Source organism: Pseudomonas sp. PDM25, assembly GCF_019219045.1.
In the GTDB taxonomy this organism is placed as follows: Bacteria; Pseudomonadota; Gammaproteobacteria; order Pseudomonadales; family Pseudomonadaceae; genus Aquipseudomonas.
The window spans coordinates 109,251-127,381 of record NZ_JAHUWL010000008.1; the positions used below are offsets into that span (position 1 = coordinate 109,251).

General features: G+C 57.5%; 17 protein-coding genes. 9 read left to right on the forward strand and 8 right to left on the reverse strand.

Annotation, left to right across the window (positions count from 1 at the left end; translation table 11 throughout):
• Positions 1–141 precede the first annotated feature (141 nt).
• The 5 genes from glyA (at position 142) to KW848_RS16885 (ending at position 5,518) form a co-directional block, all read left to right on the forward strand.
• Entirely contained in the window at positions 142–1,395 is a 1,254-nt protein-coding gene (gene glyA, locus KW848_RS16865; RefSeq protein WP_111451109.1) for a serine hydroxymethyltransferase, read from the forward strand.
• A 276-nt stretch (positions 1,396–1,671) separates the two neighbouring features.
• A complete protein-coding gene (locus tag KW848_RS16870; protein WP_218537516.1) occupies positions 1,672–2,985 on the forward strand; it encodes a C4-dicarboxylate transporter DctA in 1,314 nt (437 codons plus the stop codon).
• 67 nt (positions 2,986–3,052) lie between these two features.
• Positions 3,053–3,757 carry a FadR/GntR family transcriptional regulator gene (locus tag KW848_RS16875; RefSeq protein WP_074871066.1) on the forward strand — a complete coding sequence of 235 codons (705 nt, stop codon included), beginning with the start codon at positions 3,053–3,055 and terminating at the stop codon, positions 3,755–3,757.
• Positions 3,758–3,801: 44 nt separating this feature from the next.
• Positions 3,802–4,497, forward strand: a complete 696-nt coding sequence (locus KW848_RS16880; protein ID WP_218537517.1) for a GntR family transcriptional regulator — start codon at positions 3,802–3,804, stop codon at positions 4,495–4,497.
• A gap of 475 nt (positions 4,498–4,972) precedes the next feature.
• The gene (locus KW848_RS16885) at positions 4,973–5,518 is read left to right on the forward strand and encodes a hypothetical protein (RefSeq protein ID WP_218537518.1); all 546 of its coding nucleotides are present in this window, start codon (positions 4,973–4,975) and stop codon (positions 5,516–5,518) included.
• A 74-nt stretch (positions 5,519–5,592) separates the two neighbouring features.
• Here KW848_RS16885 and yjiA read toward each other — a convergent pair whose 3' ends face one another.
• From yjiA to KW848_RS16900, 3 genes are all read right to left on the reverse strand, one after another.
• Complete coding sequence (yjiA, locus tag KW848_RS16890) at positions 5,593–6,561, reverse strand: GTPase (protein WP_218537519.1); 969 nt, start codon at positions 6,559–6,561, stop codon at positions 5,593–5,595.
• Positions 6,562–6,722: 161 nt separating this feature from the next.
• Complete coding sequence (locus KW848_RS16895) at positions 6,723–6,920, reverse strand: YbdD/YjiX family protein (RefSeq protein WP_008154232.1); 198 nt, start codon at positions 6,918–6,920, stop codon at positions 6,723–6,725.
• Positions 6,921–6,934: 14 nt separating this feature from the next.
• Positions 6,935–9,001, reverse strand: coding sequence for a carbon starvation CstA family protein (locus KW848_RS16900; RefSeq protein ID WP_218537520.1), 2,067 nt, complete (start codon positions 8,999–9,001; stop codon positions 6,935–6,937).
• A 158-nt stretch (positions 9,002–9,159) separates the two neighbouring features.
• Between KW848_RS16900 and KW848_RS16905 the strand changes: the two genes are divergently transcribed.
• Entirely contained in the window at positions 9,160–9,528 is a 369-nt protein-coding gene (locus KW848_RS16905) for a PilZ domain-containing protein (protein ID WP_192410852.1), read from the forward strand.
• A gap of 145 nt (positions 9,529–9,673) precedes the next feature.
• On the opposite strand, the gene radA is transcribed toward KW848_RS16905, so the two are convergent.
• Positions 9,674–11,041, reverse strand: coding sequence for a DNA repair protein RadA (gene radA / locus KW848_RS16910; RefSeq protein ID WP_218537521.1), 1,368 nt, complete (start codon positions 11,039–11,041; stop codon positions 9,674–9,676).
• 630 nt (positions 11,042–11,671) lie between these two features.
• Here radA and mscL point away from each other — a divergent pair.
• Positions 11,672–12,085, forward strand: a complete 414-nt coding sequence (gene mscL / locus KW848_RS16915; protein ID WP_008149145.1) for a large-conductance mechanosensitive channel protein MscL — start codon at positions 11,672–11,674, stop codon at positions 12,083–12,085.
• A 46-nt stretch (positions 12,086–12,131) separates the two neighbouring features.
• Here mscL and KW848_RS16920 read toward each other — a convergent pair whose 3' ends face one another.
• Positions 12,132–12,908, reverse strand: a complete 777-nt coding sequence (locus KW848_RS16920; RefSeq protein ID WP_111451115.1) for a ferredoxin--NADP reductase — start codon at positions 12,906–12,908, stop codon at positions 12,132–12,134.
• Between the two features lie 331 nt (positions 12,909–13,239).
• Between KW848_RS16920 and KW848_RS16925 the strand changes: the two genes are divergently transcribed.
• Both KW848_RS16925 and KW848_RS16930 read left to right on the forward strand, forming a co-directional pair.
• Positions 13,240–13,971: an autoinducer binding domain-containing protein gene (locus tag KW848_RS16925; protein ID WP_218537522.1), complete on the forward strand. Its 732-nt coding sequence runs from the start codon at positions 13,240–13,242 to the stop codon at positions 13,969–13,971.
• Positions 13,972–14,147: 176 nt separating this feature from the next.
• Complete coding sequence (locus KW848_RS16930) at positions 14,148–15,272, forward strand: methyltransferase (RefSeq protein ID WP_218537523.1); 1,125 nt, start codon at positions 14,148–14,150, stop codon at positions 15,270–15,272.
• Positions 15,273–15,354: 82 nt separating this feature from the next.
• Here KW848_RS16930 and KW848_RS16935 read toward each other — a convergent pair whose 3' ends face one another.
• From KW848_RS16935 to KW848_RS16945, 3 genes are read right to left on the reverse strand one after another with little or no spacing between them, the layout of a single operon-like run.
• Positions 15,355–15,522 (reverse strand): DUF2474 domain-containing protein, encoded by a 168-nt coding sequence (locus KW848_RS16935; protein WP_074880353.1) that lies wholly within the window; start codon positions 15,520–15,522, stop codon positions 15,355–15,357.
• A gap of 60 nt (positions 15,523–15,582) precedes the next feature.
• The gene (cydB, locus tag KW848_RS16940) at positions 15,583–16,590 is read right to left on the reverse strand and encodes a cytochrome d ubiquinol oxidase subunit II (RefSeq protein ID WP_123367752.1); all 1,008 of its coding nucleotides are present in this window, start codon (positions 16,588–16,590) and stop codon (positions 15,583–15,585) included.
• A 3-nt stretch (positions 16,591–16,593) separates the two neighbouring features.
• A complete protein-coding gene (locus tag KW848_RS16945; protein WP_218537524.1) occupies positions 16,594–18,033 on the reverse strand; it encodes a cytochrome ubiquinol oxidase subunit I in 1,440 nt (479 codons plus the stop codon).
• Positions 18,034–18,131 lie beyond the last annotated feature (98 nt).

Below are 18,131 nucleotides of genomic sequence, written 5' to 3' on the forward strand. Positions count from 1 at the left end.
TGCTCGCGAAGAGGCCCTCCGATGCACCGCATATCTGGTCATGAAGCCCACTTGTCTGCGACATGATGTCCTTTCATATGCCATCTAAAACCCATTGGGTTAGAATGCCCCCCTTTTCTGCCCCGATCCCTGAGGACCGCCATGTTCAGCCGTGATTTGACTATTGCCAAGTACGACGCCGATCTCTTTGCCGCCATGGAGCAAGAAGCTCAGCGCCAGGAAGAGCACATTGAGCTGATCGCTTCGGAAAACTACACCAGCCCTGCGGTCATGGAAGCTCAAGGCTCGGTACTGACCAACAAGTACGCCGAAGGCTACCCGGGCAAGCGCTACTACGGTGGTTGCGAGTTCGTCGACGTGGTCGAGCAACTGGCCATCGACCGTGCAAAAGAACTGTTCGGCGCTGATTACGCCAACGTTCAACCGCACGCCGGTTCGCAAGCTAACAGCGCCGTTTACCTGGCTCTGCTGCAAGCGGGCGACACCATCCTGGGCATGAGCCTGGCGCACGGCGGTCACTTGACCCACGGTGCCAGCGTTTCCTCCTCCGGCAAGCTGTACAACGCCGTTCAATACGGTATCGACAGCAACGGCCTGATCGACTACGACGAAGTCGAGCGTCTGGCGGTTGAGCACAAGCCGAAAATGATCGTGGCCGGTTTCTCTGCCTACTCGCAGATTCTGGACTTCCCGCGTTTCCGCGAAATCGCCGACAAGGTTGGCGCCTACCTGTTCGTCGACATGGCCCACGTGGCCGGTCTGGTCGCCGCTGGCGTCTACCCGAACCCGGTGCCTTTCGCTGACGTCGTGACCACCACCACGCACAAGACCCTGCGCGGTCCACGTGGCGGCCTGATCCTGGCTCGCGCCAACGCCGACATCGAGAAGAAGCTGAACTCCGCGGTATTCCCGGGCGCCCAGGGTGGCCCGCTGGAGCACGTGATCGCCGCTAAAGCGATCTGCTTCAAAGAAGCGCTGCAACCTGAGTTCAAGACTTACCAGCAACAAGTGGTGAAAAACGCCCAGGCCATGGCCGGCGTGTTCATCGAGCGCGGTTACGACGTAGTGTCGGGCGGTACTCAGAACCACCTGTTCCTGCTGTCGCTGATCAAGCAGGAAATCTCCGGTAAAGACGCCGACGCCGCTCTGGGCAAAGCGTTCATCACCGTGAACAAGAACTCCGTGCCAAACGATCCACGCTCCCCGTTCGTCACCTCCGGTCTGCGCTTCGGTACTCCGGCTGTGACCACTCGTGGCTTCAAGGAAGCAGAGTGCAAAGAACTGGCCGGCTGGATCTGCGACATCCTGGCGGACCTGAACAACGAAGCGGTGATCGATGCCGTTCGTGAGAAGGTCAAGGCCATCTGCAAGAAGCTGCCGGTATACGGCGCCTAATCAGCCCGCTAAACCGCAGCAATGAAAAAACCGGCCAGTGATGGCCGGTTTTTTTTCGTCCGCAATTTTTTCAAACCGCGAAAAGGCTCAAGGTCGGGGCATTGCGCCCAACTGGTAAGACCGGTCATGCCAATTACTCAAAATTTGCTTGCGAACACCCAAAAACAGCGCCTAGACTGCGCCTGCACTGGACATACCGGTAAGACCACAATAATTAAGTCCTGAATCTGATGCGCGAAGCGCACGGCAGCCAGGACACCGACCAGGATTCCTCCCATGCTCAGATGGTGCTCGCGTTCAATCTTCCTCCAAGTGGTTCTCGGACTGGTGCTCGGCATCGTCTGTGGGCTGACCCTTCCTGAATACTCCGCCCAGCTCAAACCGCTCGGCGATGGCTTCATCAAACTGATCAAGATGCTTATCGGTCTGATCGTGTTCTGCGTGGTGGTCAGCGGCATCAGCGGTGCCGGCGACCTGAAGAAGGTCGGACGCATCGGCCTGAAATCGGTGATCTACTTTGAAGTCCTGACCACCATCGCCCTGGTGATTGGTCTGGTGTTCGCTTTCAGCACCGGCATCGGCAGCGGCGCGAACATTCATCTGGATCAGCTTTCCGCTGCCGACATGGGCGACATCGCCCAGCGCGGTCAGCACATGCACACCACCACACAATTCCTGATGGACCTGATCCCGACCTCGGTGATCGGCGCCTTCGCGGAGAACAACATTCTGCAAGTCCTGCTGTTTTCAGTGCTGTTCGGCAGCGCCCTGAATCTGGTGGGTGAAGCGGCCTCCGGTATTTCCCGGTTGATCAACGAACTCAGCCACGTGATCTTCCGCATCATGGGCATGATCGTGCGTCTGGCGCCGATCGGCGTGTTCGGCGCCATCGCTTTCACCACCAGCAAATATGGCCTGGATTCGCTGCAGCACCTGGGCAGCCTGGTCGGCCTGTTTTACCTGACCTGTTTCGCGTTTGTGTCATTGATTCTCGGCCTGGTGATGCGCCTTTCGGGCCTGAAGATGTGGCCATTGCTCAAGTACCTGCGCGAAGAACTGCTGATCGTCATGGGCACCGCCTCCTCCGACGCCGTGCTGCCACAAATCATGCGCAAGCTTGAGCATCTGGGCATCGGCAGTTCGACGGTCGGGCTGGTGATTCCTACCGGTTACTCGTTCAACCTGGACGGTTTCTCGATCTACCTGACCCTCGCCATCGTGTTCATCGCCAATGCCACCGGTACGCCGCTGGCCATTACCGACCTGCTGACCATCCTGCTGGTGTCGTTGATCACCTCCAAAGGTGCCCACGGGATTCCCGGCTCGGCACTGGTGATTCTCGCGGCGACCCTGACGGCGATCCCGGCGATTCCGGTGGTCGGCCTGGTGCTGGTGTTGGCAGTGGACTGGTTCATGGGCATCGGCCGGGCGCTGACCAACCTGATCGGCAACTGCGTCGCCACCGTGGCCATCGCGCGCTGGGAAAAGGACATCGATATCCAACGGGCGAACAAAGTACTTTCTGGCCAGGTGGGTTATACCTTCCAGCCGAGAAAGCCCGTCGGCCCTGCGCATCAGCAGGAATTCTGAATAATCGCCGTGCCTGCCCACGGGCAGGCACGGTCATCAATCGTTTTGGATGCTCATGGAGCGAACAGTGATCACCTCGTCGACCGTTGTGAATTCAGTAGTAGAAAAACTCCGGGCCGCGTTGGCCCGTGGTCAGTGGCGCTCCGGCGAGATGCTGCCAGGGCAGCGCGAGCTGGCTGAGCAACTGGGCATCAGCCGCCCGAGCCTGCGTGAAGCCGTCATCGTGCTGGAAACCCTTGGGCTGGTGCGTTCCATGCCGGGTAAAGGCGTGGTGGTGCTGGAGGCCAACCTCAGCGACAGTCAAAGCCACGACAGCGCAGTCGCCGGTGCGAGCCTGGAAGACGTGCTGCAACTGCGCTACACCCTCGAGCCGTTCATTGTCGGCCTGGTGGCGCAGTCGATCAGCAGCAAGGAAGTCGGGCAACTGCGCTTGACCCTGATGGACATGCGCGAGGCGCTGGAAGCCAACGACAGCGAAGCCGGGGTGAACGCCTACATCGCGTTCCACGAAGAGCTGTTCACGCTGACCTCGAACCCGATCTTCCAGAGTGTGGTGCAACAGACCAGCAACGCCCTCAAGCAAAGCGCCGACGTGCTGCGCAACTCCCCGGAGCATTTGGCTGAGCGCCTTGAGGAGAACGAAGCCGTGGTGCGCGCTATTCGCAGCAAAAACAGCGCCCAGGCCAGCGCCGAGATGCGTCGGCACATCCTTCGGGAAGGCCAGCGGATGGGCATCGAATTGAATATTCCGGACGACAATCTGGGCAAATAGCCGTACTGAAAAAAACCTATTGGCAACCGGACTGGAGACAGGCCATGAGCGCCTACGCCTTGAAGATTCCCGTTTTCTCGAATTCCACCGCCCTGCCCTTGCGCCACCAGAGCGACAAGAAGCATGGCGTCGACGACATCTATCCGCAAATTTTCGACGCCATTCTCGAACAACGCATTGCCCCGGGGAGCCGTTTGACCGAAGCAAGCCTTGGCCAGGCATTCGGTGTCAGCCGCAGTATCATCCGCCAGGTACTGGCGCGATTGTCGCATCAGAAGGTCATCATTCTGCGGCCCAATCATCGCCCGCAAGTCGCGACCCCCGATGCCGAACAAACTCGTCAAATTCTCCATGCCCGCCGGCTCACCGAAACCACTCTGGTGCGACTGGCCTGCCAGCAACCAGCTCCCCGGCACCTGCCGCAGTTACGCCAATTGATAGAGCGCGAACGCCACTATATCGAGCAAAACCAACGCGGGCCGGCTATTCGTCTGTCGGGCGAGTTCCACCTGCAACTGGCGCAACTCGCAGGCAACGTCCCGTTGGCACAATTTCTCGGCAGCCTCGTGCCGCTGACCTCATTGGCCATCGCCTACTACGAAGAACAAGTGCGCAGTGACTGCTCGTGGCAAGAACATGCGGTGATCGTCGAGGCGGTGGAGTGTGGAGATGCCAAAGTTGCCGAGGGCTTGATGACCCGACTTCTGGAGCATTTAGAGGTGAGGTTGCTGAACCCATAATCGAGTTTTATAACGGCTTGCGTACAACATTTTCTGACCGTCCCGATACCCGGCTCCTTAGCCGTTTTTTAACTTGAAACTATTTAAACCTGATGCCACCCCACAATCTCACGCTTTTAACTGCCAACTATTGCTTTAGACCTCCCACATAAAAACCTCATTTACACCTCCAACTTCCTGAAACAAAGGAACGAGCACAACCAGTAAAAAATAATTTAATCTCTGGTTCGAGCTTTACTGAGACCAAGCAATCAACATAAACATACACCATGACTTCACAATCATTGCACTGCATCGAAACCTTAACAGCCGCTACTCACTTGAGGCGTTTGATGGCGACAATAAAGTTGCGAAAAACAGGAGTCTCCAGGGCACCACTGTCAGACCAAGTTCTGGACTTATGTATACAAGAAGGCTTCGCCCAGCCGACTGAACAAAAAACAAACCTCAATTTATTATCAAGGAAGATAAAACTATGACCGCTGAACAATCCTTTATTGCAGAACTGACCAGTGATCACGGCCACCTGCATTTCCCTCGCCTGACACACGGCCGCGAAGTCACGATCCCTGTCACGGGCTTCTTCGACTTCTCCCCCACTCATACATTCGTTTCAGATACTTTATTTGCCAATAGAGACCTGCATCGTGCTCCCTTGCAGTTCTACTTCCTGAATATTGGAGGTTTTGTCTATCGCATGTTTGTTATCACGCCTGGCCCGCTCTTTGGCAGACTAGTCGGCATTGACGAAAATGACTGTCTCACCGCGATGGATGGTCCGAATGCAGGCCCAAAGAAATCCGCCATGTTTCATTTTTCAGACAAGAACGGCAACCTTGCTTCTCTCGACGACCCCAAATCAAACACTCTGTCCGTAACAATTCATGCTAACAACTACTCGCTAAAGCGCCGAAAGAATACAAGCGAAGGATTTATTATCTATACAGGCGCGGGAGTCCAGATAAACTTCACACTGAAAATCATCAAGCGCAACGTAGACTCGAGCATTCTGACCGTTTAATCATTTCAGGACCTGCCTTTTCATATAACAAGAAAAGGCAGGACAAACTTACCATCGAGCAAATACCTCGGCAGTTATGCTTCTACGCGAGAAAAGCTTTCACGAATCCTCTCTTCCGGCAAATCATCGGCGATGAACACGATCACGCTTTCACGCGTTTCATCGTCAGCCCACTCCGTGTCCCAATCGAATCCGTATAACTTCAACACCCCCTGAAACACCATGCGCCGCGGCTCGCCAAGGATGTTCAACACGCCTTTGTAGCGCAGCAATTGCTTGCCATGATCTTCCAGCAGTTCGTTCATGAACTCGCTGAGCTTGTCGATATCCAGCGGCTTGTCGGTGCGCAGCACCAGGCTCGAAATGCGGTCGATGGACGGCGCTTTGCTCACCGGGCGCAGGCTGACACCGCCGCCAAGGTCGGCATTGAGGTTGAAACCGCGCACGTCGAGCAATTCGGCCAGATCGATCTTGCCGTGCTCGACCACACGGATCGGTGCGCGACGGTTGATGCGGGTCAAGCGCTCGCTCAGCGCGGTAAAGGTCGCCTCGTCCACCAGATCGCGCTTGCTCACCAGTAACCGGTCGGCGAAACCGATCTGCGCCTGGGCGATGGTTTGAGTCAGGTGAGTGTCGGCGTGCGCCGCATCGACCAGGGTAATGATGCCGTCGAGGATGTAGCGCTCGCGCAGCTCTTCATCGATGAAAAAGGTTTGGGCCACCGGTGCCGGGTCGGCCAGGCCGGTGCATTCGATCACCAGACGGTCGAAGGCGATTTCGCCGCTGTCCAGGCGTTCGAGCAGCAGGTACAAGGCCTTTGTCAGATCGGTGTGGATGGTGCAGCAAACGCAGCCGTTGGACAGCGTCATCACTTGCACCGGTTCGTCGCCCAACAGTTGGGTGTCGATACCGGCGTCGCTGAATTCGTTCTCGATCACAGCGATTTTCAGGCCGTGTTCGGCTTTGAGCAGGTAGCGCAACAGCGTGGTTTTCCCCGCGCCGAGAAAGCCGCTGAGGATCGTGACGGGGATGGGAGAGGACAAACGGGTTCTCCTGTTTCACAAAATTAGAAAACAACACTAAAAAATTGTGGGAGCGGGCTTGCTCGCGAAAGCGGTGTCTCAGTCGACATTAATGTTGAATGACACACCGCTTTCGCGAGCAAGCCCGCTCCCACAGGGACTGCATCAGCCTGGCTGTTGCATCAACAGCACTTCGGCCCACCCTTGCCACCGTAACGAGCCTCTTGGCGTTCCCGGAAGAACATCTCGTAGGTCATCACCGGTTTGTCCGGGTGTTTGGTTTGCATGTGCTCGACGTAATTGTCGTAGTCGGGCATGCCGACCATCAGGCGCGCGGCCTGACCGAGGTATTTACCGAGGCGACTCAGGTCATTGAACATACTGCAATCCTCGATCAAGCATCCGGCAGAGCCTGGAATGGCGCTTCTTTATCCGTACGTTGTTTGCTGCCCCAGGCGGAAATGCCGACCTTGAGCGCATAGAACAGGATACTGAATACCACGAACAGGAACAGCGCCGTCAGCGTTGCGTTGGTGTAGGCGTTGAAGATCACGTGCTGCATCTGCGTAATGTCCTTGGCCGGGGCGAGGATCTGACCGTTGGCCAGCGCATCGCTGTACTTCTTGGCCAGCGACAGGAAGCCGATCGCCGGGTTGGCATCGAACAGCTTGATGAAGCCGGCGGTGGTGGTGCAGATCAGCAGCCACACGGCAGGTAGCATGGTGACCCAGACATAGCGCTGGCGTTTCATTTTGATCAGCACAACGGTGCCGAGCATCAGCGCGATACCGGCGAGCATCTGGTTGGAGATACCAAACAGCGGCCACAAGGTGTTGATACCACCCAGCGGATCGATCACGCCCTGGTACAGCAACCAACCCCACATCGCCACGCAACCAGCGGTTGCGATCAGGTTGGCGGTCCAGGATTCGGTGCGTTTCAGCGCCGGCACGAAGGAACCCAGCAAGTCCTGCAGCATGAACCGTCCGGCACGGGTACCGGCGTCCACAGCCGTCAGGATGAACAGCGCTTCGAACAGGATTGCGAAGTGGTACCAGAATGCCATGGTGTTTTCACCCGGCAGGACACTGTGCAGGATCTGCGCAATACCAACCGCCAGGGTCGGCGCACCGCCGGCACGGGCCAGGACCGTGGTTTCACCGATGTCCTTGGCCACCGCTTGCAACGCTTCCGGGGTGATTGCAAAACCCCAGCTGCTGACGGTTTGTGCCACGGCCACCACGTCACCGCCGACGACTGCCGCCGGGCTGTTCATGGCGAAATACACGCCCGGCTCAATCACCGACGCGGCAACCATGGCCATGATGGCGACGAAGGATTCCATCAGCATGGCGCCGTAACCGATGTAACGGGCGTTGACCTCGTTATCCAGCAGTTTCGGCGTGGTGCCAGAGGAGATCAGCGCGTGGAAACCCGAGACCGCGCCACAGGCGATGGTGATGAACAGGAACGGGAACAGACCGCCCTTCCACACCGGCCCGGTACCGTCGACGAACTGGGTCAGCGCTGGCATTTTCAGCTCGGGCATGGTGATCAGGATGCCGATCGCCAGGGCCACGATGGTGCCGATTTTGAGGAAGGTCGACAGGTAGTCACGCGGGGCCAGAATCAGCCACACCGGTAACGAGGCGGCCACGAAACCGTAACCGACCAGCATCCAGGTAATCTGCACGCCGTTGAAGCTGAACGCCTTGGCCCAGAACGGATCAGCGGCAATCTGCCCGCCCAGCCAGATCGAACCGAGCAGCAACAGCACGCCGACCACGGAGATTTCACCGATGCGGCCCGGACGGATGTAGCGCATGTAAATGCCCATGAACATCGCGATCGGGATGGTCGCCATCACCGTGAAAATGCCCCATGGGCTTTCGGCCAGGGCTTTCACAACGATCAGCGCCAGCACCGCGAGGATGATGATCATGATCAGGAAGCAGCCAAACAGCGCGATGGTCCCGGGGATGCGGCCCATTTCCTCACGAACCATGTCGCCCAGGGAACGGCCGTTGCGGCGGGTGGACATGAACAGGACCATGAAGTCCTGAACGGCACCGGCCAGCACCACGCCGGCAATCAGCCACAGCGTCCCGGGCAGGTAACCCATCTGCGCCGCCAGGACCGGACCGACCAGCGGCCCTGCGCCAGCGATGGCTGCGAAGTGGTGGCCGAAGAGGATGTGTTTGTTGGTCGGCACGTAGTCCAGACCGTCATTGTTGAGCACGGCGGGGGTGGCCCGTCGCGGGTCGAGCTGCATCACATTGTTAGCGATGAACAGACTGTAGTAACGATACGCAACCAGATAGATGGCCACGGCAGCGACCACAATCCACAAGGCGTTGATTGCCTCGCCTCGGCGCAATGCCACTACACCCAGGGCGCACGCCCCTACGGTTGCCAGCAGCAGCCAGGGTAGGTGGCGTAGCAGGCTATTATTATTTTTCATTTTATGATTCCAGCCAGGGTGGACAAGAAAGACAGTCATCCCGAGTTTAGCGCTAACGGCCGCAAAGGCCATCCCCCGACATGGGTTGAGCCATCACTTTGCTGGCAACCTGTGACAATGCGGGTCTATAGTCAGCGAACATTTACGAGGATTGCCTCATGAGCGAGCACCCTGCCGATCGCCGCCGCTTCAAACGTATTGCGTTCGATGCCCGAACCGAGCTGAGCCAAGGGGAATTCATCTGGCCGGTGAAGTTGATCGATCTGTCACTGAAGGGACTGTTGATCGAAAAGCCCGAACCGTGGCTGGGAAATCGGGAGTGGCATTTCCTGGTCGATGTTCATCTCAACGAGGACGTCGCCATCAAGATGGATGTGCAACTGACCCACGATGATCATGGTCAGCTCGGCTTCGTCTGCAAACACATCAGCCTGGAATCCATCGAACGCCTGCGGCGGTTGGTTGAGCTCAACCTTGGCGATCCGCAACAGCTTGAGCGCGAACTGGGCGCTCTGATCGAAATCTAAAGACTGGCGTCATTCCAATGTGGGAGCGGGCTTGCTCCGGGCGGCGTTCCGACGAAAGCGGTGTGTCAGGTGCCATTGATGGCAACTGACACTCCCTCTTCGCGAGCAAGCCCGCTCCCACAGGGTTTGTGTTCTGTCTGGAAAGTTAATCGAACAGGGCGTCGAGCGCCTGTTCCAGGCGCGTTACGGCAATAATCTGCAACCCCGGCGGCGCTTCTTTAGGCGCATTGCCCTTAGGCACGATGGCGCGTTTGAAGCCGTGCTTGGCGGCTTCTTTCAAGCGTTCCTGGCCGCTCGGCACCGGGCGTACTTCGCCGGAAAGCCCGACCTCGCCGAACACCAACAGATCGTGGGGCAGTGGCCGGTTGCGCAAACTGGACATGACCGCCGCCATCAGCGCCAGATCGGAGGCCGTTTCCAGCACCTTCACCCCGCCAACCACGTTGAGAAACACATCCTGATCGTGGGTCGGAATGCCGCCGTGACGGTGCAACACCGCCAGCAACATCGCCAGCCGATTCTGATCCAGACCCAGCGTTACCCGACGTGGATTGGCCAGATGGCTGTCGTCAACCAGCGCCTGGACTTCCACCAGCATCGGCCGCGTCCCTTCCCACGTCGCCATGACCACACTGCCCGGCACTTCTTCCTGCGCACGGGTGAGAAAAATCGCCGAAGGGTTGGAGACTTCTTTCAGCCCCTTGTCGGTCATACCGAATACGCCCAGTTCGTTGACGGCGCCGAAACGGTTTTTCACCGCCCGCAGCAAACGCAAACGCCCATCGGATTCGCCTTCGAAATACAGCACCGTGTCGACCATGTGCTCCAGCACCCGTGGCCCCGCCAAAGCGCCTTCCTTGGTCACGTGGCCGACCAGGAAAATGGCCGTGCCGCTCTGCTTCGCATAGCGCACCAGCAACGCCGCGCTTTCCCTGACCTGGGACACGCCACCCGGTGCCGACTGCAGTTGCTCGGTGAAGATCGTCTGGATCGAGTCGATCACCATTACCTTGGGCTTTTCCTGCCGGGCGGTGGCGATGATGGTTTCGATGCAGGTTTCGGTCATCACCCGCAGTTGATCCTGAGGCAAACCGAGACGGCGCGCGCGCATGGCCACTTGCTGCTGGGATTCTTCGCCGGTGACGTACAGCGCCGGCATGACTTTGGCGAGGTTGCACAGGGTTTGCAGCAGAATGGTCGATTTGCCGATGCCAGGATCACCGCCGATCAGCACCACCGAACCGTCCACCAGACCACCGCCCAACACCCGATCGAGCTCGCTGGACGCTGTGGAAAAACGCGGGATTTCTTCAACGCTGACTTCGGCCAGGGTCTTGATCTGTGCCTGTTGACCAGTCCAGCCGGTGCGACCGCTGGGGGCTGCTGCGCCACCGCTCTCCACCATGGTTTCGGTCAGGGTGTTCCAGGCCCCGCACTCGCCGCATTGGCCAGCCCACTTGGGGAAGGTTGAGCCGCACTCGGTGCAGCCGTACATGCGCTTGGCCTTGGCCATCTGAACTCCCGGCAAAAACCGCGATGATAGCTCAGCTGGAGTGGGTCACGCGCGGCGAAGTTACCCAGCGCCCCCCTGGCAGCAACTTGTTCAGTCTTTTGAATACATCCACTGCATTACTAACGGTGAAAACTGTACAACTTTCTCAGAAATTACTTTACACAATAGTTGTCTCGCTCAATAAAACAAAAACCAGAACCTGTACAGGCCTTCATCATTTACAACTTGAATGTACAATCCAGCCGTTAAGCAAACTTTACAATACGAACAACCAAGCCAGTGGCAATATAATGGCATTCTCCGCATCAAATATCAGATGGGACTGTTTAAGGTACGAGTCCATACATCCTGTAAACCATTCACATTAAACGACATATACCGCAGCTTATCCTTGCATCGAACGAGTGATACTAAAGCCCCTACTTTTTATGTTTGTTTCTGCACTCCCTCCACTCAGCAGAGCTGAGCGATCGAGGGAGAAAATGCCCACGGGCGCCCGGGACGCCCAACATTAAAGCGGCTACCCCGAACACGGTGGCCGGCAAGCGCTATACACAGTTGTTTCAAGCACGAAGCACCATGCTGATTTACACTGCGTTCACCAACCTCATCTGTAACAAGGAATAACCTATGGGCGTGATAAGTGAGTTCAAGGCCTTCGCGGTCAAAGGTAACGTGGTCGACATGGCGGTCGGTATCATCATCGGCGCCGCCTTCGGCAAGATCGTTTCATCGTTCGTCGGCGACGTGGTAATGCCACCGATTGGCCTGCTGATCGGAGGGGTGGACTTCAGTGATCTGGCCGTAACGCTCAAGGCAGCCAACGGCGATGTCCCCGCGGTAGTGCTGGCGTATGGCAAATTCATCCAGAGCCTGATTGACTTCATCATCGTCGCTTTCGCGATCTTCATGGGCGTCAAAGCCATCAACCGCCTGAAACGCGAAGAGGCCGTAGCGCCAACGCTGCCGCCGGTTCCGACCAAGGAAGAAGAGCTACTGGAAGAGATCCGCGATTTGCTCAAGGCTCAGAACAATCGGCCCTGAAGACGTTAGTCAAACAATCAACGGCGCCCCTTGAGGCGCCGTTTTTTTACCAGTAGTTTTCCACCGCCACCTGCCCGGGCCGGCGACTGAGGCTCAAGTGCATGTGGCGTTGTTTGAGCAATTTGCGCGTGTCATCGATCATCTGCGGGTTGCCGCAGAGCATGACCCTTGAGTGCTCGGCTGTCAGCGCCAGGCCTGCCGCCCGCTCCAGCTCGCCATTTTCGATCAGCGCAGTGATCCGGCCGCTCAGAGCGCCAGCATGTTGCTCCCGGGTGACGGTAGTGATGAACTGCAGTTTGTGCGCAAACTCCGCTAAATAGTCGCGCTCGGCCAACCCGCTGACGAGGTCCTGATAAGCCAGTTCCCGGGCTTCACGCACGCTGTAGACCAGGATGATTCGTTCGAATTTCTCCCAGACCTCGAAGTCCTGCAGGATCGACAGAAACGGCGCCAGGCCGGTGCCTGTGGATAACAGCCAGAGATCACGGCCGTCGACAAAGCGATCGAGCGTCAAGTAACCAAAGGCCTGACGCTCGACCAGCAGCGTATCGCCGACTCCCAGCCGACTCAGCTCACTGGTGAACTCCCCCCCTGGCACCACAATGGAAAAGAATTCGAGGAACTCGTCATAGGGCGACGACACCATGGAATAGGCGCGCCATACGGTGCTGCCGTCAGCCTTGGTAACGCCCAGCCGGGCGAATTGTCCTGCACGAAAACGAAAACCCGGGTCCCGGGTGGTCCGCAGGGTGAACAGACTGGGGGTCAGCGACTGGACGTCGAGCAAGGTCTGGCGAGTGAATTTTTCTGCGCTGGCGGTCATGGGGTGCTCCATTCAACAGATAGCCACAGTGTCCCGCAAAGCGGACAGCTTAAACACCGGTGATTTGTAGTGGCTTTAGCCAGGACCTCATTTACATTAAGTTCATAGTACGACTTAAACATTAACCACGCGGTTAACGAGCCTGATTACAATAAGCCCGACATGCCCTTATCTACTCTAATTTCCTGACGTTAGAACCAGATATTTGTTTAAAAATCTCAAACCAAGCTAAAAAGTCTCACACAGACTTAGGAAACATCCTACACTCGCCTTCGTGCCAGATCTTGGATCCAAAATGGCACCCCCAAGTATCAACATCTGGAGAGACACAATGGAGAGGTGGAAGGAATCACAACTCAATCAATTATCACAGGCAACGGAGATTGAGACTGCCTACCGGATTTCACTCGGCTTTGCGAAAAACATTGGCTTTAAATTTTTCGCTTTTTCAACAACATACCAAACAAAAACTGACCACTTTAATACAGTCCAACTCAACAACTACCCGACGGATTGGAACATTGAATATGAACAAAAAAATTTCAACGCAATAGACCCGGTAGTGGCTCACTGCAATCACTCCAGATTGCCTGTCCTATGGAGCGAAGAACTTTTTTCCAAGACTCCCTGGTTGTGGGATGCGCTTGAGAAGCAAGGATTGCAGCATGGCTGGTCACAATCGGTCCATGACGAGGACAATGGTGTTTGCAGCATTCTGAGCCTGGCCAGAAGCCATTGCCCGATCACTGCATTTGAGCTGTATGAAAATCTCGGTTTCTCGGTGTTCATCGGGCGCCACCTGCACGGGTTGGTCACACAGACACTGCCCAAGAAAGCGGCGAAGCCGGTCGTGCCGCATTTGTCTCCCCGCGAAATCGATGTATTGAGGCTGGCGGCTGATGGCAAGACTGCCTATGAGAGTGCCAGAATCCTCAATCTCAGCGCACGCACGGTCAATTTTCATGTGCAAAGCGCGATTCTGAAACTGGGAGTCAATAACAAGATTTCCGCAGTCATCGCCGCAACCAAGGACGGTATTCTCAACAGCAGCGCGATTCGCTGAGCCAAAAAACCTGCAAGTAATCCAAAAGAAAAAAACGTACCATTTGCGGTCCTTCTTGAGTGATGACGTGTAAACCTTCACGGCGCAGTACACTCGGACGGTCTCGCCCGCTACAACGCCCTTGGGCCGCGGGACACCTGTTGATGACCCCCGTTGATTACCCAGAGCCCCGCCTCATGCCCTTGCTCGAAACACCCTTCGCCCGACTCGACCTGATCCGCCAGCCCGAACAGCAGAACGAACCGCTGCAGGCGTTTGACGCCGCAGACGAATACCTGCTAACCCATCTGGCCGACCAACAGCCCTCGGCCGACACTCGGGTTTTGGTGCTCAACGACAGCTTTGGCGCATTGGCCGCCAGCCTGGTGGGCAAGGTTCAAGTGACCAGCAGCGGCGACTCGTTCCTGGCCTTTCAGGGACTGGAAAAAAATCTGATCCGTAACGGCCTGGCATTTGATGCGGTGCCAAGCGTACCTGCCAGTGAAGCCTTTTCAGGCCCCTTTGACCGGGTACTGATCCGGGTCCCGAAAACCCTCGCCTTGCTGGAAGAACAATTGATTCGCTTGCAAGGCCAACTGGCGCCGGGAGCCCAGGTGATTGCGGCGGCGATGATCAAGCATTTGCCCCGCGCTGCGGGCGATCTGCTGGAACTCTACATCGGCCCGGTGCAAGCCTCGTTGGCGGTGAAGAAGGCTCGGCTATTGATCGCGACCGCTGAAGTCAAAGCACCCGTCGTGTCCCCCTACCCGACCCGCTATCGACTCGACGCCCCTGAGATCGAACTGCTGAATCACGCCAATGTGTTCTGCCGCGAAGGGTTGGATATCGGCACGCGAGCGTTCTTGCCGCACCTGCCAAAGAACCTTGGCTCCGCGCGGGTGGCCGACCTCGGTTGTGGCAACGGCGTTTTGGCCATCGCCAGTGCCCTGCAAAACCCAGACGCCCACTACACGCTCGTGGATGAATCGTTCATGGCCGTGCAATCGGCGGCCGAAAACTGGCGCGCGGCACTGGGTGACCGGGAAGTGGTGGTACGTGCCGGCGATGGTTTGGCGGGCCAGGAACCACAGTCTCTGGACGTCGTACTGTGCAACCCGCCGTTTCACCAACAACAAGTCGTCGGCGACTTCCTGGCCTGGCGCATGTTCCAGCAGGCCCGAGAGGCGCTGGTCGTCGGTGGCGCGCTGTACATCGTCGGCAACCGTCACCTGGGTTATCACAGCAAGCTCGCGCGGCTGTTCCGCGGTGTCGAGCAAGTGGCGGCCACACCCAAGTTCGTGATCCTTAAAGCCCGAAAATAATCCCGGGTAAAAAAAACCCTCCAGCCAAGGAGGGTTGTGAATCCGTGCCGCAAGGCAACGGGATGGGATCTGCTGCAAAAAATCAGTGGGTCGTCAGCCCCGCGGCATTCATGAACATGCGCATCAGACTGGCCACGATGAACAGCGCCACAACGCTACCGGTCCAGATCATCGCCAGCCAGCCGAGTCGCTGCCAAAGCGGCTTTTTCTCTGCTGCTTCGATTTCCTGCAAGGAATGTTTACCCGCCATCATCGCAATCTCCTCTGAAGAAACGGCGCAGGTATCAGCCCTGCGCCACAGTCGCGCGTTCTAGTGATAGCCATCTTCGTGGGTGACCTTGCCGCGGAACACGTAGTAGCTCCAGAAGGTGTAACCCAGGATGAACGGGATGATGAACAGCGTGCCCACCAGCATGAAGCCCTGGCTTTGCGGTGGTGCGGCAGCGTCCCAGATCGAGATCGACGGCGGCACGATGTTCGGCCACAGGCTGATACCCAAACCGCTGTAGCCGAGGAAGATCAGCACCAGCGTCAGCAGGAATGGCGTGTAGTGCGCATTGCGAGCCACTGCACGGATCAGACCGTACATGGTCACCAGCACCAGAATCGGCACCGGCAGGAACCAGAACAGATTCGGCAGGGTGAACCAGCGAGCGGCAATCTCGGCATGGGCCAGCGGGGTCCAGATGCTGACAATACCAATCACCGCCAGTACCACAAAAGCCAGTGGCCGAGCCAGGTCATGCATCTGTTCCTGCAACTTGCCTTCGGTCTTCATGATCAGCCAGGTGCAACCGAGCAGCGCATAAGCCACCACCAGCGCCACGCCGCAGAACAGGGTGAACGGCGTCAACCAGTCCAGTGAGCCACCGGCAAATTGGCGATTGACCACCGGCAACCCATCAATGAATGCACCCAACGCAACGCCCTGGAAAAAGGTGGCGGCAACCGAGCCACCGATGAACGCCTTGTCCCAGAGATGGCGCTTGTCGTCCTTGGCCTTGAAGCGAAACTCGAAGGCCACGCCGCGAAAGATCAGCCCGATCAGCATGAAAATCAGCGGCAGGTACAACGCCGAGAGCACCACCGAATAGGCCAGCGGAAAGGCACCGAACAACGCTGCACCGCCCAGTACCAACCAGGTTTCGTTACCGTCCCAGACCGGCGCGACGGTGTTCATCATCACGTCACGATCGGTCTTGCCCGGAATGAACGGGAAGAGAATCCCGATCCCCAAATCGAAACCGTCCATGACCACATACATCATGATGCCGAAGATGATGATCACGGCCCAGATCAGCGGAAGATCAATACCCATGAGTCAAATCTCCTTGGTCAGGCTGGGGCGGTGGTCGTCGTCACCGTTGTCATCGGCGGCGGACAGCGGACGGGCCGGCGTGCGTTTCTGGCCAGGACCACCCTCGTTGGTTTCCTTGCCTTCGTCGATCTTCGGCCCTTTGCGCACCAGGCGCATCATGTAGCCCAGACCGGCACCGAACAGCGCGAAATAGACCACGACGAACATGATCAACGTGATGCTCATCTGCATGAAGCTGTGATTGGAGGACGCGTCTGCCGTGCGCATCAGGCCGTAGACCACCCACGGCTGACGGCCGATTTCAGTGGTGAACCAACCCGCGAGGATCGCGATCAGGCCGGACGGCCCCATCCACAACGCCAGGTACAGGAACGGTCGCGAGGTATACAGCTTGTCGCGTTTACGCAGCCACAGGCTCCACAGACCCGTGAAGATCATCAGCATGCCCAGGCCCACCATGATCCGGAACGACCAGAACACGATGGTTGAATTCGGCCGGTCTTCCGGCGGGAATTCCTTGAGTGCCGGGACCTGTTTGTCCAGCGAGTGCGTGAGGATCAGGCTGCCCAGGTACGGGATCTCTACCGCGAATTTGGTCCGTTCTTCTTTCATGTCCGGCCAGCCGAACAGGATCAGCGGGGTCGGCTCATCGCCGTGGTTTTCCCAGTGACCTTCAATCGCGGCGATTTTCGCCGGCTGATGCTCAAGCGTGTTCAGCCCGTGGAAGTCACCGATGACCGCCTGAATCGGCGCCACGATCAAGGCCATCCACATGGCCATCGAGAGCATGGTGCGGATCGCCGGGTTGTCCTTGCCTCGCAGCAAATGCCAGGCCGCCGAGGAACCGACGAAGAAGGCGGTCGCAACGAACGCTGCCGTGGCCATGTGCATCAGGCGGTACGGGAACGACGGGTTGAAGATCACCGCCAGCCAGTCCACCGGAATGACCTGGCCATTGACGATTTCGTAGCCTTGCGGCGTCTGCATCCAGCTGTTGGACGCGAGAATCCAGAAGGTCGAGATCAGTGTGCCGATGGCGACCATGACCGTGGCGAAGAAGTGCAGATTGCGCCCGACCTTGTTCCAGCCGAACAGCATGACCCCGAGGAAACCGGCTTCGAGGAAGAAAGCGGTGAGTACTTCGTACGTCAGCAGTGGCCCGGTCACGGAGCCGGCGAAGTCCGAGAAGCGGCTCCAGTTGGTGCCGAACTGATAGGCCATGACGAGTCCGGAGACCACGCCCATGCCGAAGTTGACCGCAAAGATCTTCGACCAGAAGTGGTACAGATCGCGGTACGTGTCGTTATGGGTTTTCAGCCACAGACCTTCGAGCACCGCCAGGTAACTCGCCAGGCCAATGGTGATGGCGGGAAATAGAATGTGAAACGAAATGGTGAACGCGAACTGAATCCGGGCGAGATCAAGTGCCTCCAAACCGAACATAAGTCTTCCTCTGTCAGGTAATACCGGCTGAAGGCTTGCGGCCTACACCCACTGCCCCCACGGATATGGAGTGTGGCGAATTTGAATTCGTTCTTTTT